The organism is Streptomyces sp. HUAS ZL42 (assembly GCF_040782645.1).
Classification (GTDB): Bacteria; Actinomycetota; Actinomycetes; order Streptomycetales; family Streptomycetaceae; genus Streptomyces.
The window spans coordinates 6,624,023-6,638,891 of record NZ_CP160403.1 but is presented as its reverse complement, the minus strand read 5'-3'; the positions used below and the strand labels follow the sequence as shown (position 1 = coordinate 6,638,891).

The 14,869-nt window shown below is 67.6% G+C and carries 10 protein-coding genes; 3 read left to right on the top strand and 7 right to left on the bottom strand.

Features of this window, described 5'->3' with window-relative positions:
* Positions 1-19: 19 nt before the first annotated feature.
* Positions 20-748 (top strand): 2OG-Fe dioxygenase family protein, encoded by a 729-nt coding sequence (locus ABZO29_RS30265; RefSeq protein ID WP_367323329.1) that lies wholly within the window; start codon positions 20-22, stop codon positions 746-748.
* Positions 749-843: 95 nt separating this feature from the next.
* Here ABZO29_RS30265 and ABZO29_RS30260 read toward each other — a convergent pair whose 3' ends face one another.
* Positions 844-2,031, bottom strand: a complete 1,188-nt coding sequence (locus ABZO29_RS30260) for a cytochrome P450 (RefSeq protein ID WP_367323328.1) — start codon at positions 2,029-2,031, stop codon at positions 844-846.
* Between the two features lie 223 nt (positions 2,032-2,254).
* Here ABZO29_RS30260 and ABZO29_RS30255 point away from each other — a divergent pair, with 223 nt between their 5' ends.
* On the top strand, positions 2,255-2,464 hold the full coding sequence (locus tag ABZO29_RS30255) for an RICIN domain-containing protein (RefSeq protein ID WP_367323327.1): 210 nt from the start codon (positions 2,255-2,257) through the stop codon (positions 2,462-2,464).
* Between the two features lie 195 nt (positions 2,465-2,659).
* Here the strand turns inward: ABZO29_RS30255 and ABZO29_RS30250 are convergent, their stop codons facing one another.
* A complete protein-coding gene (locus ABZO29_RS30250; protein WP_367323326.1) occupies positions 2,660-4,399 on the bottom strand; it encodes a VanW family protein in 1,740 nt (579 codons plus the stop codon).
* A 146-nt stretch (positions 4,400-4,545) separates the two neighbouring features.
* Here ABZO29_RS30250 and ABZO29_RS30245 point away from each other — a divergent pair, with 146 nt between their 5' ends.
* A complete protein-coding gene (locus tag ABZO29_RS30245; RefSeq protein ID WP_367323325.1) occupies positions 4,546-4,674 on the top strand; it encodes a hypothetical protein in 129 nt (42 codons plus the stop codon).
* Between the two features lie 11 nt (positions 4,675-4,685).
* Here the strand turns inward: ABZO29_RS30245 and ABZO29_RS30240 are convergent, their stop codons facing one another.
* The 5 genes from ABZO29_RS30240 to ABZO29_RS30220 all read right to left on the bottom strand — a co-directional run bounded on the left by ABZO29_RS30240 (position 4,686) and on the right by ABZO29_RS30220 (position 14,869).
* Entirely contained in the window at positions 4,686-6,542 is a 1,857-nt protein-coding gene (locus ABZO29_RS30240) for an endo alpha-1,4 polygalactosaminidase (protein ID WP_367323324.1), read from the bottom strand.
* Between the two features lie 363 nt (positions 6,543-6,905).
* Positions 6,906-9,836: a discoidin domain-containing protein gene (locus tag ABZO29_RS30235; RefSeq protein ID WP_367323323.1), complete on the bottom strand. Its 2,931-nt coding sequence runs from the start codon at positions 9,834-9,836 to the stop codon at positions 6,906-6,908.
* Between the two features lie 27 nt (positions 9,837-9,863).
* Positions 9,864-11,324, bottom strand: coding sequence for a glycoside hydrolase family 32 protein (locus ABZO29_RS30230; protein ID WP_367323322.1), 1,461 nt, complete (start codon positions 11,322-11,324; stop codon positions 9,864-9,866).
* Between the two features lie 188 nt (positions 11,325-11,512).
* Complete coding sequence (locus ABZO29_RS30225) at positions 11,513-13,732, bottom strand: glycoside hydrolase family 3 N-terminal domain-containing protein (RefSeq protein WP_367326292.1); 2,220 nt, start codon at positions 13,730-13,732, stop codon at positions 11,513-11,515.
* A 249-nt stretch (positions 13,733-13,981) separates the two neighbouring features.
* Positions 13,982-14,869, bottom strand: coding sequence for a carbohydrate ABC transporter permease (locus tag ABZO29_RS30220; RefSeq protein WP_367323321.1), 888 nt, complete (start codon positions 14,867-14,869; stop codon positions 13,982-13,984).

Below are 14,869 nucleotides of genomic sequence, written 5' to 3'. Positions count from 1 at the left end.
GCATCTGGAGGACCCCACCGTGTCGACCGACACCCGGGAAGAACTGCGGAACCTCGGCTACTCACTGCTGACGCGCGATCAGTTTCCACTCGATCCGGAGCTTCACCGTTTCGAGGAGGAACTGGCGGGCGAATGGAACGACCTGGAAGTCGACAAGTATCTGAAGAACGGATCACGATTCCGCGAGCGTCGCTACGACCGTTTCTACTTTCTGCCGCGCAGCGGACTGATCCGGCTCCGTCCGCACCGGCCCTACTACCAGTCGGACGGCGTCAACGAGTACGCCGGCGGCATCGAACGCGACGTCGCCCCGCTCAGCCGGGCGACACTGCACAACCCCCTGCTGACCAGGCTGATCCGCCTGGACTTCGCCAGGTTCCCGGTCCAGCCGCAGTGGCTGGACGACCCCTGGGACGTGCAGTGTCACCAGTTCCGGATCATCAGCACCCCGGACGAAGTCGGCGAGCCCACGCCGGAGGGCCCGCATCGCGACGAGGTCGACTTCGGTGCGATTCACCTGATGAACCGGCTCAATGTCACGGGCGGCGAATCCCAGGTCTACAGCGAGTCCAAGGAACTCATCACCGAGTTCTGTCTGACCTCGCGGATGGACACGATGTTCTGGGCCGACCAGAAGGTTCTGCACGCCGTACGTCCCATCACGGCCGCCCAGGCGGGCGCCACGGCCCTGCGCGACGTGCTGATCCTGGGCTACAAGCGTTCTCCGGGACTGCGGGAGTGCGAGTAGCTGCGCCTGAGTACGCAGGCATGCCGATAAGGGTCCGAGGGCGCCGCACCCAGGTGCGAACGCCCTCGAGCTCAGCCGGTCGGAGCCCCCTTCCGCTAGGCCGCCTTCCTCGCCACGAGTCGGACGGGGATCTCGGCGTGCGTGTTCAGGATCGTGTTCTCCGCGATCACCGGATCGCCGGTGAACTCGATGCGCTCGACGGACTCGAGAAGCGCGTGGATCAGGGCGTGCAGCTCGAGGCGGGCGACGCCCTGACCGACGCAGCTGTGCGGGCCGTATCCGAAGCCGAGGTGGTCGACCGGATTGCGGCGGAAGTCGAACTCGTCCGCGCGCTCCCACTTCCGCTCGTCGCGGTTGGCGGACGCGAACAGGGCCCACACACGGGCGCCCTGCGGGATCGTCACCCCTGCGAGCTCGGTGTCGCGCGCCGCGATGCGGGTGAGGCCCCGCACCGGACTCTCGTATCTGAGGACTTCGTTGATCGTCGAAGCCACGAGGCCGGGCTCGGCGCGAAGCGCGGCCCATTGGTCCGGGCGTTCGGCGAAGACGGCGAGCAGATGGCCGATCGCCGCGGCCGTGGTCTCCAGCGAGGGGCCGATGAAGTCGACGAGGAGGAGCGGGCATTTCTCCTTGGGGATGACACCCTGATCGGCTGCCTCGAGCATGGTGGCTCCGGGGCTTCCAGGCGCGAGTTCCCTGTTCTGCGCGAGCTCGCCCGCGAACTGGAACAGGCGCAGCGTCATCTCCATGTTGTGCGGCGTGCGTTCCGTGACCGGGCCCAGCAGGTCGTTGCCCACCTGCCCCCACTCGTAGAGGTGCTCGCGGTTGCGGTCGGGCAGTCCCAGGTAGTCGGGTATGACCAGCATCGGCATCGCCTGGGCCAGCTCGGTGACGCCGTCGATCTCGCCCCTGGTGACGACGTCGGCGACGAGGTCCCGCGCCTTCTGGGCGATCTCCTCACTGCGATCGCGCACGGCGCGGGGCCGCAGTCCCGCCCCGACGACGGAGCGCAGCACGTCGTGCTCCGGCGGGTCGCTGACGAGAGTGACGCCCCGCATGATCTGGTTGACGTCGGGGTTGAATCCCACGCCCTCGCCGGAGATGAAGGCGCCGTGATCGGCCAGGGCGGCTTTCACCTCGTCGTAACGCGTGACCGCGTACACGTCCGGTTCACGCAGCCGGACGACGGCGCCCAGCTCGCGCAGGTGCCGATACTGCTCGTAGCGAGTGCGCTGGTCCGAGGTCGCGAACATGTCGATGTCGGTGATGGGTACGGCGGCCACGTGTTCCTCCTTGAGCTTCGGGTGAGGATGGCCGGTCCGGATCCGGCGTTCGCGCCGACCGCAGCCACCGCCACGGCGACTGACGCGCTCCGATGTGTGACCCGGAGAGAACACGCCCCACACCTTCGCTTCCGGGTTCGAGCCGAACAGACCCTCCAGAGTTTGCTCAGAGAAACTCGTCGCAAACCCGGTGTTGATCTTACGAGTTCACTCGCCGCCTCCCGTGCGGTCGGCACGAACAGCTCGGCCGGTCACGGCCGCGGGGGGCGGCGGTCACTGCAAGATCATCAACAAGAACAGCGGCATGGCGCTCGGCATCCAGAACATGTCCACCGCATCCGGGGCCCAGGCCCTGCAGTGGGACGACAACGGCACCGCCGACCATCTGTGGCGCATCGCCACGGCCGACGGATCCACACCGTTCGCCTCCTGACCGGCCGTCCGCCGCGGCCACCACGGGCGCGGCGGACCACCACGGCAACAGGCTCATCGGGTGCGGCGCACCTCTTCGACGGCCAAGTAGCCCTGCAGATACGGCTGCGGGGCGACGGCGAACTGCAGGCTGCCGCCCCGCTTCGGTCAAGGGGCCAGGTGCCCGCATCGGGGTCGGGGAAGCGCCCGGCACGGCCTACCTGGCGTCAGGCGGGCCGCTCTCGGACGGCTGAAGAACCTCGCAGGTGATCTCGTCACGCGGGGTGTAGTGGGTGCGGAACGGCTCCCGCTTCACTTCCCTGCCGTCGTCGTGGAAGACCCGCTCGACGGTGACGTCGAAGCCTTCGAGCGGGGTCTGCGGCACACATTTCTCGTCGGCGCTCACCTTCTGCTCGGGCGGCTTCACGTTGGTCCGGGGCCCCTTGACCGACTTGATCTCGTCGTACTTCTTGGTGCCGATGAAGCTGACGGTCACCGAGGTGTCGGTGGACTCGGCCTGGATGTACATGGCGTGGCCGGAGTCGTTGGTGAACCTCAGATCGAGGCTGCCCCAGGCGACCGTCGCCTCACGGCCCTCCGGGTAACGCTCGATGTAGAAGGAGTGGGCGCCGTGCTCCACGGGCTTGACCCCGGCGAAGAACATCGCGTTGAACACGGTCGTGGCCACGGAGGAGACGCCACCGCCGGACGCTTTGGTGAACTGGTCGTCGCGGATCATGATGCCCTCGACGAAGCCGTTGGCCTCGGTGCGCTCGCCCACGGTCCGGTTGAAGCTCCAGGTCTCGTCGGGCATGACGACGGAACCGTTGATGAGTTGCGCGGCCCGCCCGATGTTCTTCGTGCGGTACGCGGCCGGTTCGAAGTTGACGGTGAAGGAGGACATCTTCTCGGTCAGCCCGAGCCGCGCCGCGTTCTCGCGGGTCACCTCCGGCTGGATCCGTCGTACGGCCACGTCCCCGGCACGGGCGGCGCCCGCTTCGGTGAGCAGCGGCAGCACGGCCTTGCTCAGCGCCTTGTCGGTGATCTGTACGCCGGTCCGGGCGTCGTCGGTCACCACGACCCGGTCGCCGTCCAGCCGCAGCACGGCGTTCTTGGCCGTGGTGGTGACGCCGGCCAGCGGGCGTGCCACCGCGGGGGCGGAGCGCAGGCCCCTGCCGTCCAGCTTCGGTATCAGCCTGCCGGAGCCGTCCGGCCGCATGGTCAGGTACTCGCCCACAACGGCCTGGCCGACCGTGAACCGCCTGCCGTCCGCGGTGAGCGTGACGGGCGCCGACATGGCCGGCCGAGCGAAGTCGCGCACCGCCCGCCGTACCTCCTGCGCCCCCACCCTCGGCTCGGTCTCGCGGGCGGGCAGGGCCGTGACCGTGTGCGCCGCGCCACGCAGGAAGGAGGTCCGCAGGGTGTCGATCGCGGCGTCCACGTCCAGGGCGTAACCACTGTGTGGAGCGACCTGCTCGACCTGGCCGTCCTCGAAGGTGACGGCCCCGTCGCGGACCTTCTGGTCGAGCGACTTCGCCAGCTTCCCGAGAGCGGTGCGGGCCTTGCCCTCGTCGAGGCGTACGACCGGCTCGATGTCACCCCCTGAGTGGAAGAACCCGCCGATCACGCTGAACGGATCGGAGCCTGTGCGCGCCGCCCTGTCGACGGTCTGCTCGGCATCGAAGGTGAGTCCGGCCTGCCGCGGGTCGACGGTCCCGCCGCGGTCACCGACCTTCACGGCCAGATCCCGCGAGCCGGCCGCAGCCAGGTGGCCGTCCAGCTTGCGGATGGCCTCCGTACGGCTGAGGCCCCCGATGTCCACCCCGCGCACCGTCGTACCCGCTTCGATCTCACCGCCCGTGACGAGCAGCCCGGCCAGGTACAGACCGCCGAGGCCGACGGTCAGCGCGCCGCCCGTCAGGGCGAGGGGCGGTACGGAGGCTATTCGGGGGCGCATGGGTCTCCGGGGCGGGGATCGGTAGGCGGTGCACGCGATGCCGCGACGCCGTGTGCGGGGCAAGAGCCTCAAGCTACCCATAACGGACTATGAGTGCGTATGGCGCAGATCACGTATGTTTCAGATCACACCAGGCAAATCGTCGCGTGGCGGCGCTGAATGCCACCTACGCCTGGTGCCCCGTGCCGGACGGCGTCCATCGCCGCTCCCGCGTCGTCCAGGAGCAGCTCACCGTGCACACGTCGACGTCCATGACCGCCGTGATTCACACCTGAGCCGCTTGGCGTCAGCAGGTCTGGCGGAAGTAGCCGCTCGTCCCCTTGGGCACGAGCGCCTGGTCACGGCGGACAATGCTCAGCGTGCTGCTAAAGCCGGAGCAGGCTTTCGACAGGCCCTTCGCCGTGTACTCGACCACGAGCACGTTGTCGTCGAACGCCTCGGCGAACTCGCCGCACTCGTCCCACTGGCCGCACTCCTCCACCACGGCGAAGTCCAGGCCCACGGACGCACGGTAGGGCATGAGCTCAAGGGTGTTCTTCTGGGCGATGGCCAGGCCTTTCTTGTGGGCGTGCGCCGAGAGCAGCTTCATGAACGCCTTGGCCTGGTCGGCGTCCAGGTACGCCGGGAAGCGGGTGAAGGTGTCGTAGTTGTCGGGCTCGACGGCCTTGTACCCCTTGGCCGCGCACTCGTCGATCCAGCTGTTCACCTGGGCGGCGATGCGCTGCCGCTTGGCGTCCGTGCTGATGTCCAGGACCGCCTCGTTCCAGTCCCTGTCGTAGACGACATCCCCGTTGGCGTCGCGCAGCAGCAGGTCGGAGTCCCAGTCGCCCTCCGCGTCCTCCTGTGCCTGGAAGGCGTTGAGATTGCAGATGTTGTACACACCCGGCGCGGGCGCGTCCTCGTAGCTGCGACTGACCACCTGCACACCGGCCGGCGGGGTGTACGCGCCGCCGATCTGGTAGTCCCACCGCACGTGTTTCGGCGGCAACGTCACCTCGGCGGTGGACGAGGAAGCGGAAGCGGCCGCAGGGGCCGGCGCGGACGCGGGTGCCGACGAGGACGAGGACGAGGAAACGGACGCAGAAGCGGAAGCGGTGGGCGACTGGGAAGCGCTGTCCTGGTGCGACCCCATTTTCACTGCCGTGACGCTGAGCCCGGCGACGGCCAGAGTCGCGGCGAGACTGATGAGGATGCGCCGCCTCGACGTCCGTGACCGGTTCGGCTCCTGTCCGTTCGCCCCTTCCCCTCTGCGGTGGCCGGGCTTGGTGGAACGCGGCGCGCGAAAGGAAACCTGGCGGCCGGCCGTGCCGGTCACTCCCGGAGCGACCGGCGCGACGGAATCCGGCAGCGCCCGGAGCATACGGTGCAGTTCGGCGAGTTCGGGCCGGGAGGCCGGGTCCTTGGCCAGGCAGCGTTCGGCAATGCTCCGGAGCGGTTCGGCGACTCCGTCCAGGGCCGGTGCCTCGTACATCACCTGATAGCCCGTCATATACGGACTGTCGGCGTCGAAGGGGCGGTTGCCGGTGGCCGCGTACACCAGCAACGACCCCAGCGAGAAAACGTCGGAGGCCGCGGTGACCTCCCGCGGCGCGGCGAACTGCTCCGGCGACATGAAGGGCGGGGTGCCGATCAATCGCCCGGTCACGGTGAGCGCCTGGTTGTCGACGGCGTGCGAGACGCCGAAGTCGATGACGCGGGGTCCGTCCTCGGCCATCAGGACGTTGCTCGGCTTCAGATCACGGTGCACCACACCCGCCCGGTGAATGTCCCGCAGCGCCTCGACAAGGCCCAGCGCGAGCACGCGCAACTCGGGTCCGCGCAGCGGGCCGTCCTCGGCAACGATGTCCGACAGTGTGCGGCCCGGCACATACAGCGTCGCCATCCACGGCTGTTCGGCGTCCGGATCGGCGTCCACCACCGGGGCCGTGAATGCCCCGCTCACCCGGCGGGCCGCCGCGACCTCCTGCTTGAAGCGCGTCCGGAACTCCTGGTCCTGCGCGTACTGCGCGTGCACGACCTTGACCGCGACCTGCCGTCCCGAGGCCGACCGTCCCAGGTAGACGACGCCCATGCCGCCACTGCCCAGCCGGTCGATCAGCTCGTAGCCGCCTATGGAACCCGAACCTCCGGGGCTCAGGGACATCACCGGTCACCTTTCCCATGTGCCGTGCTTCGAAAGCAGTTCAGGGACATCAGACTAGTACTGAGGTTTCTGAGCTTGCTGATCCTGTCTGCTATATGGATGACAGGTGCTGCGCTGCGCGCGCTCCGGGCAGGTAGCACGACGGAGTGGCAGAACACCTCCTCGTGGCCGCCGCCGAGGAGGCGGGGCTCACCCTCCTCCATGCGACCGGGATTTCGAAACCAACGCCCGGACGACTACGCCAACGAGGCCCGATCCAAGCCGACTTACGGAAAAGGCCTCCGGCCGCTGCGAGAACAAGGGATCAGGAATCCCTGTCTCGCTGGCCGGAGGCGCTTTCTCCACCTCGGGGCAATCCCGAGGTCAGCTGTAGACGGTCAATTCTGCGATTGACCACCAGTTGCTCGCTACATCGGCGGTGTTGACGACCTTGATGTAGCGAGCCGTCTGCGTCGGGAAGGATACGAGTTCGACTCGTTGGCCGTCGGTTATGGAAGAAACCATGGTCCAGTCGGTTCCGTCCGTGGACACGTACACGTCCGCGCTTCGCGCATAGTCGCCGATATTGCTGCCGGAATCCAGCAAAATCTTGCCGAACGTCTGCGGCTGCCCCATGTCCACTTGGATCCAAAGGCCATCGTACTGGCCTGTTCCGGAGCTGTACCGAGTGTCGGAATTACCGTCCAGCATGTTGCCGGGCCCATCGTTGTACGGGCTTGTGTCCGAAGCCTTTGCGGTCCAACCCGTCCGCGGCAGCGCAGGACCCAGATCTATGACGTCGAACGAGGATCCACCTGCGTCCGCTCCACTGGCTCCGTTCACCGAGACCTTGTACGTCCCCACCGAAAGGCCGCTCGGAACGTAGGCACTGATGCTCGCGTCCGACCAGCCGACTATTGCGGCATAAACCGATCCGAAACGAACCGTGCCCAGTCCCTGCGTGTCACCGAAACCGGATCCGCTGATCGTGAACCTGGAGCGCGGTATGCCTTGCTTCGGCTCCAGACTGCTGAAGACCGGTGCGGGGAGGCTCGACAGCTTCTGGGTGGTGAACATCGCCGAAGTCCCGCTCGGGAGCGTATAGGCGTACGAGCCGTCGGCGGACACCGGGAAACTCTTACTGGTGGCGGTCCCATTGAATACTACGGTGACCTCCGACCCTTCCGAGCTGGTCCAGGTCTTCAACTGGAGGCCCTTGGGCACCGCTGCCGGAGCTGCGATCGAACCCGAACCGGTCCCCATCGAAGCCCCGTATACGTTGATTTCGCCGATGCTCCACCAGAAACCGGAAGCCGCGGCACTGACGATGCGAATGTACCGTGCCGTCCGGGTCGGCAACGTGACGGATATCCTTCCTATGTTCCCGCTGCCGTGTGCGATCGCGCTGCCCCAGTCGACCCCGTCGTCCGAGACGTATATCTGGTATTTGGTGACGTAGTCGAAGGAGTTGCTTTCGCCGGTGGCGAAGACGATCTTGTTGAAGCTCGTTGCACTCCCGAGGTCGATCTGGAACCAGTCGCCGCTCGTCGTCCCGTGCCCGAGATTCCACCGTGTGTTGATGTCGCCGTCGATCGCGTTCGCGGCGGCGCCCCAGTCAGGACTCGCCGATGCGGTGGCGGTCCACCGACTACGGCTCAGTGCCGTTCCGGGCGTCCGGACGGAGGCTCCCATCGGAAGGGAGTACGTGAGCAGCTTGTTTCCGGTACGGACGGCATTCTGGTGAGGGAGCAGTGCCGGGTCGTACGTGACCGTGATCGGACCGGACGGCGACGTGAACGTGAAGTCATGGGTCGGATCCGGGACATTGGTCGCCGCGGGGGTACCGCCGCTCCCCCTGGGTCCCGAATACGTGAACGTGACGGCGTCGCCGGCGTTCAAGGTGTAGTCGAAGGACTGCGATCCGTCCGCAACGCTGAAGGTCTTGGCGGCGCTCCCCGAGTTGTACGCGATCAGGACCTTCGATCCGTCCGGGTTCTGGAACGCGACGTTCTCTATGCTTCCTTCCCCGAGGGTGTTCGAGTAGATGCGGTGCGCTCCAGGCTTCACAAACCTGCTGGCGTGAGCGAGTGCGTAGTAGTCCACGTTGTAGGACACTTGTCCGCTGGCCGGATTGATCGTGACCAGTCCCCGGCACATGGGTATGCCATTGGTGTCGCTGTTGAGTGGACCTCTGTCCTGGTCGAGTGCGGTGTTCCACAGCATCACCCCGTTCGCCCAGTTGCGCACGCCCTTGATGATCCAGGTGCCGAGTGCGTCATGGAACGCTGTCTGGTCGTTGCCCTGCCAAACACCGCCGCTGGCCTCGGTGATGTAGGTTTCCTTGCTCGGATAGTCGTTGTGGACCAGAGACTGGTAAGTCGGGTTGCCGCTGTAGATGTGCCATCCAGTGCCGGCCGTGTACTGGGAGGCGGCGGGATCACTGAAGATCGTCTCGGGATAGGAGGGCACATCCCAGTTGTGGTCCCAGGCCAGAATCTTCGTGGAGATTCGGTTGGCCGCAAACGCCTGGCCGATCTCCTGAATCAACTGGGATTCCTGGTAGGCGGACAGGAACATGCCGGGCCAACTGGGAGTGCCCATGGGCTCGTTCTGCGGCGAGATGTAGGAGATGGGCACGCCGGCCTTTTCGTAGGCCATGACGAACTTCACGAAGTAGTCGGCCAGTGCGGAGGTGTACTCGCTCTTGAGCGTGCCGCCTATCATGGAGTCCGAGGTCTTCATCCAACCTGGCGGGCTCCATGGGTTGGCCATGATCTTGAGGGACGGGTTGAGTGAGAGCGCCTGTCGCAACGCCGGAATGATGTACGTCTCGTCATGCTTGACGGAGAAGTTGGACAGCGTCGGGTCCGTCTTTCCCGAGGGCATGTCGTCGTAGGAGTAGTTTCCGGACGCGTTGAAGTCCGTGGCGCCCATGGGAGAGCGGATCAGGCTGAGGCCGATGCCCTTCGAGGGGTCGTACAGCTTCTGCATCAGCTTCGTTCGATCAGCGGTGGACAGCTTGTTGATGAGCCAGGCGGAAGAGTCGGTCATGGCCGCCCCGAAGCCCTGGACCTTCTGGTACTTGACGCTGCCGTCGATCTTGATGGTGAGCGGGTTGTCCGTTTCCTTCGTCCGGAACAGCAGATCGCTCTGGCCGACGAGCCATTTCTTGGCCGATATGTCGGTAAGCCAGACCTGCACGGAATTGCGTGACGAGGTGGCGGCCGCAGCGTTGCCGGAAACCTGGGTCCAGGCGGCGGCGACGCCGATGGCGGCGGTGAGGAACTGACGTCGTCCAAAACCGTACGAGCTCATTGAGCATCCTCCTTCAGACCTGTTTGTTCAGTACTGCTCTGTGGCGCCGGCGGTCGGCACCTTGATCACGAGCGGGTGCAGCTCCCACGCGTCGACCGCGTAGCGCAGGCGCGTGCCCGGTGCGGTGCGGGCCTGAAGTCGCCACGCGCCCTGCCCTGTCGGGTAGAAGCGCAGTGTGAGGACCTGGCCGGTGGAGGGCAGGAAGACCTCGGCGATGGAGTGGTCGACGACCACGCGCAGGTCGACGGGCCGGCCGGCGGGGCAGGGCATCCGGTAGGAGCCGCCGCGGGCACGGGTGTCCAGTGAGGCGTGATAGCGGTCGACGACCAGTTCGCCCGCGTCCGGATCGAGGCGGATGTCGAGGTACTCGGATCCGTCCGGGGTGGTGAGCAGCCGCAGGCCGGCGTTTCCGGTCGGCTCCAGACGAGCTGTCAGGTCGAAGGCGCGTCCCACGCTGCCCAGTTCCACCGGCTCCGGGCCATGGGTCGCACCCTCGGCATGCACGGTGTACTCGCCGCGCAGGGCGAGCAGTTCGGCCGCGGGCTGCTGGCGCAGCGTGCCGTCGTCGTCGACATGGATCTCGCGGGGCAGGGTGAGGACGCCGGCCCATCCGTCCGCGACGGCCCAGGCTTCGTCGCGGGCTTCCCATGACCAGCCCCACAGCAGCCACCGGCCGGCGGGTGCACGCAGCAGGGCGGGTGCGTAGCAGTCGGGACCGTGGTCCACCCACACCGGTGGGCCGGCCTTGAAGTGGCCGTCGTGCTCTTCGCCGATCAGGGCTGCGACGCTCATGGGGCCGGTGGGTTCGGTCCATGCGCCGAAAATGAGGGCGCCGCGCCCGCCGGCCGCGGGGAGGTACTGGGGGCATTCCCAGCCCTCGCCGCTGAGTTGCTCGGTGCCACCGATGGGCTGCGGGTGGCGGGTTGTGAAGGGCCCTCGGTAGGTCCAGTTCTCCAGGTCGGGCGAGTCGTACAGGAGGGCGGCGGCGCGGCCGTCCGCGAGGGCGGCGCCGACCAGCATCCGCCAGCCGTCGCCGTCCTGCCAGACGTACGGGTCGCGGTACATGGTGCAGCCCTCGGGCCACTCGGGGATGACCAGATCCCCGCGCGGATGGAAGGTGCGGCCGCCGTCGTGGGAGACGGCGCAGGTGACCGGCTGGTGCTGGAACGAGCGGTCCTCGCGGTGTGCGGAGTAGAAGGCGACCAGCCGGTCGCCGTCGGAGACGGCGTTGCCGGAGAAGCAGCCGTCGGCGTCCACGCCACCGGGGGTCGGGGCCAGGGCGATCGGCAGCGGCTCCCAGCTCAGCAGGTCGGGGCTGCGGAAGTGGCCCCAGTTCAGGTTCGCGTGGGTCGCTCCGTACGGGTTGTACTGGTAGGAGACGTGGTAGTGGCCGTCGTGGAAAGTCAGCCCGTTCGGGTCGTTGAGCCAGTTGCGGGGCGGGCGCAGGTGCGCGACCGGAAAGTGCGGATCGCGGGGTGGGGTGGACACACGCGTGCCTTTCGGTGTTTCAGAGGGGGCCCGCCCAGCCGTGTCAGGGTCGGCTGGGCGGGGGTCTTCAAGCGGCCTCCGGTGGCCTTCGTACGGGCTTGATACGGCCTTCGTACGGGCTTCGTACGGGCTTGGTACGGCCTTCGTACGGGCTTCGCGTGGCCTCCGCAGGCCTCCAAGCGGGGGGTTCAGGCCCGGATGCGGAACCCCGCGCTGAGCTGCTGCCTCCGCCGTGAGCTGGGCCCGACACGGAGCGCGAACTCGCCGGGTTCGACCACTCGGCGGCCGTCGGCCGTGACCAGTGAGCAGTGCGAGGCAGGGAAGCTGATGGTGACGTCCAGACTTTCGCCGGGAGGGACGGTGACCTGGGAGAAGGCCTTCAACTCCTGCTCGGCCCAGGTGACGCTGGTGGTCAGGTCGCTGACGTATGCCTGGACCGTTTCCAGGGCGGGACGGCTTCCGCTGTTGGTGAGTCGTACCGTGGCGGTGACGGTGCCGTCGGCGGGGACGTCCGGGTCCCGCACGACAAGGTCGGAGTAGGTGACGGTGGTGTAGGTGAGGCCCTCGCCGAACGCGAACAGGGGGTCCTGGGTGAGGTCCGCGTAGCGTTCGCCGTGCTGGCCTCGGACCTGGTTGTAGAAGACCGGCTGCTGTCCGACGTGGTGGGCGAAGGAGACCGGGAGCCGGCCGCTGGGTTCGACGAGTCCGAGGAGGAGTTCGGCGATGGCGCGGCCACCGCGCATACCCGGGTTGAACGCCTCGACGAGTGCTGCCGCGTTCAGTGCCGAGTCCGGGAGGGTGCTCGGTTTGGACTGGAGCAGTACCACGATCATGGGCGTGCCGGTGGCGGCGATCGCGTCCAGCAGCGCGATCTGGCTTCCCTGGAGGTCGAGGGTGGCCGTGGAGCGCACCTCGCCGGTGAGAGCGATGGTGTCCCCCACGACCACGACGGCGTAGTCGGCGGCCTGTGCCGCGGCGGTGGCCTCCTGAAGTTGTGCCTCGTCGAACGGGGCGGGGACGAAGACCGCCGGCAGCGGCTGGCCGTCGGGCCCGGTCGACCACTGGGCGGGGTCGTAGGCGGGGCTTTCGATGTCGGCTCCGCGGGCGTGCGTGATGGTCCAGTCGGCGGGGGCGACGGCGCGCAGGCCGTCGAGCACCGTCTCCACCGACTCCCGGGGATGTCCTTCGGGCATCCACGGGACCTGGCCGGTGGCGCCCGCCCAGTCGCCGAGCATGGCTTCGGGGCTGTCGGCGTTGGGGCCGATGACCGCGATCGTCCGAGGCGTGCCCCGGCCTTCGGCGCGGCCGGTTCCGTCGGCGGTCAGCCCGCCTTCGAGGGGCAGGATTCCCTCGTTGCGCAGCAGCACGAGGGAACGTCGAGCGGTCTCCAGGTTGAGGTCGGTGTGTGCGCGGCAGCCGATCACCTGCGCCTGCCGCTCGGGGTCGGGCATACGGGGGTCCTCGAACAGCCCGAGTTCGAACTTCAGCCGCAGGACCCGCCGTACGGCGTCATCGATCTGTTTCTCGTCAACCAGGCCGCGGGCGACCGCCTCCTGTGCGCCCTCGAAGAACGCCGGCGTGGCCATGATGAGGTCGTTCCCGGAGTTGACGGCGACCGCCGCCGCCTCGACGTGGTCGGCGCAGGTCCGCTGGTCGTAGACCATCCGGCCGACGTTGTCCCAGTCGGTCACCAGCGTGCCGGTGAAGCCCCACTCGCCTTTGAGCACACCGTTGATCAGCCACTCGTTCGCGGTGATGGGCACGCCGTCGATCGACTGGTAGCCCAGCATGAAGGCGCGGCAGCCGGCCCGAGCCGCTCGCTCGAACGGGGGCAGGAACCACGAGCGCAGCTTGCGGGGGCTGAGATCCGCTTCGCTGGCGTCGCGTCCGCCCAGGGTCTCGGAGTAGCCAGCGAAGTGCTTGGCGTACGCCAGCACGGCTGTCGGGTCGCCGAGGCCCTCGCCCTGGTAGCCGCGCACCAACGCGGCTCCCAGTTCACCGATCAGGTACGGGTCCTCGCCGAACGTCTCGTTGATCCGGCCCCAGCGCAGGTCCCGGGTGATGCACAGCACCGGGGAGAACGTTCCGTGGATTCCGGTCGTCGAGATTTCGGTCGCGGCCGCACGAGCGACCCGCTGGAGCAGATCGGGATCCCACGTACAGGCCATGGCCAGCTGTGTCGGGAAGATGGTCGCGCCCGGCCAGAACGAGTGGCCGTGGATGCAGTCGTCGGCTGTCAGCAGCGGAATGCCGAGCCGTGTCCGCTGCGCCATTTCCATTGCCTCGGGCATCCGTTCGGGAGACACATGCAGAACCGACCCGGCCAGCTTGGCCGACACGATGTCCACCAGGTCCCCGTGTTGTGCGTCGAGCATCAGCAGCTGCCCGGCCTTCTCCGGCAGCGTCATCCGTGACAGCAGGTCCTCGGTTCTCGTTTCCACGGAAGCTTCCGGGTCCAGGTACACGGCAGAGCGGACCGGCTGTCCCACTGTGGTCTCCAAGTAATCAGTCGTCAGGTCAGAGAGTTGGTTGCCGACGGCGGGTGCTTCGTCGCCGGGACGCCGCCGCCTGCTACGGCGGGGCTCGCGTGCCCGCTGCCCCGTTGCGCTCCGGGCCGGACCGCAGCGGCACACGGCGGCGGGGTGGGCGCGGGGGTGTCACTTCAGGCCGGTGGTGGCGATGCCGGCGACGAATTGGCGCTGGAAGAGGAGGAAGACGATCATCACCGGCAGCAGGACGACCACGGCGCCGGCGAGCAGGATGCCGAAGCGGGTGAAGGACTGGCCGCTGCTGGCCAGGGCGAGGCCGACGGGGAGGGTGTACTGGCTCTCGTTCTGGGCCACGACCAGGGGCCACAGGAAGTTGTTCCAGGAGCCGAGGAAGGTGATGATCCCGAGGGTGGCGAGGGCCGGTTTGGTCAGCGGAAGAATGATCCTCCCGAAGATGGCCAGTTCGCGGCAGCCGTCGACGCGGGCGGCGTCGATCAGCTCGTCGGGCAGTGTGGAGATGAACTGCCGCATCAGGAACACCCCGAAGGGGCCGGCCAGGAACGGCAGGATCAGCCCGAGGAGGGAGCCGGTCAGCTGCATGTTGGCCACCAGGACGTACAGGGGGACGAAGGTGACCAGGCCGGGAATCATGAGCGTCCCCATGACCAGCAGGAAAACGGCGCGCTGCCCGCGGAACTCCAGCTTGGCCAGGGCGTATCCGAGCATCGAGCAGAAGATCAGGTTCCCGGCGGTGACGGCCAGGGCCACGATCACCGAGTTGGCGAACATGCTCGTGAAGTCGAGCGTGCTGAACAGCTCACCGTAGTTGGCGGTCGTAGGCGCCGTGGGTATCAGGACGGGCGGGACTCTGCGGATGTCGGCCTCGGGTTTGAAGGAACCGGACAGCATCCACAGGAACGGCGCGATCATCAGCAGCAGGGCGCCGGCGAGCGGTACGAACAGCCAGGGGTGGCCCCAGGTCCGCCGGATGTGCCGGCGCCTGAGGGCACGGTCCGTGCCGGGGTGCGCCGTCCGAAGCGTGGAGAGGGTGCTCAT

Excerpts from the sequence above, each read along its gene's own strand:
- ABZO29_RS30235 (WP_367323323.1), bottom strand. The coding sequence starts at position 9,836 with ATGAGCTCGTACGGTTTTGGACGACGTCAGTTCCTCACCGCCGCCATC.
- ABZO29_RS30225 (WP_367326292.1), bottom strand. The coding sequence starts at position 13,732 with ATGACGCTGCCGGAGAAGGCCGGGCAGCTGCTGATGCTCGACGCACAA.
- ABZO29_RS30220 (WP_367323321.1), bottom strand. The coding sequence starts at position 14,869 with ATGAGCACCCTCTCCACGCTTCGGACGGCGCACCCCGGCACGGACCGT.
- ABZO29_RS30250 (WP_367323326.1), bottom strand. The coding sequence starts at position 4,399 with ATGCGCCCCCGAATAGCCTCCGTACCGCCCCTCGCCCTGACGGGCGGC.
- ABZO29_RS30240 (WP_367323324.1), bottom strand. The coding sequence starts at position 6,542 with ATGTCCCTGAGCCCCGGAGGTTCGGGTTCCATAGGCGGCTACGAGCTG.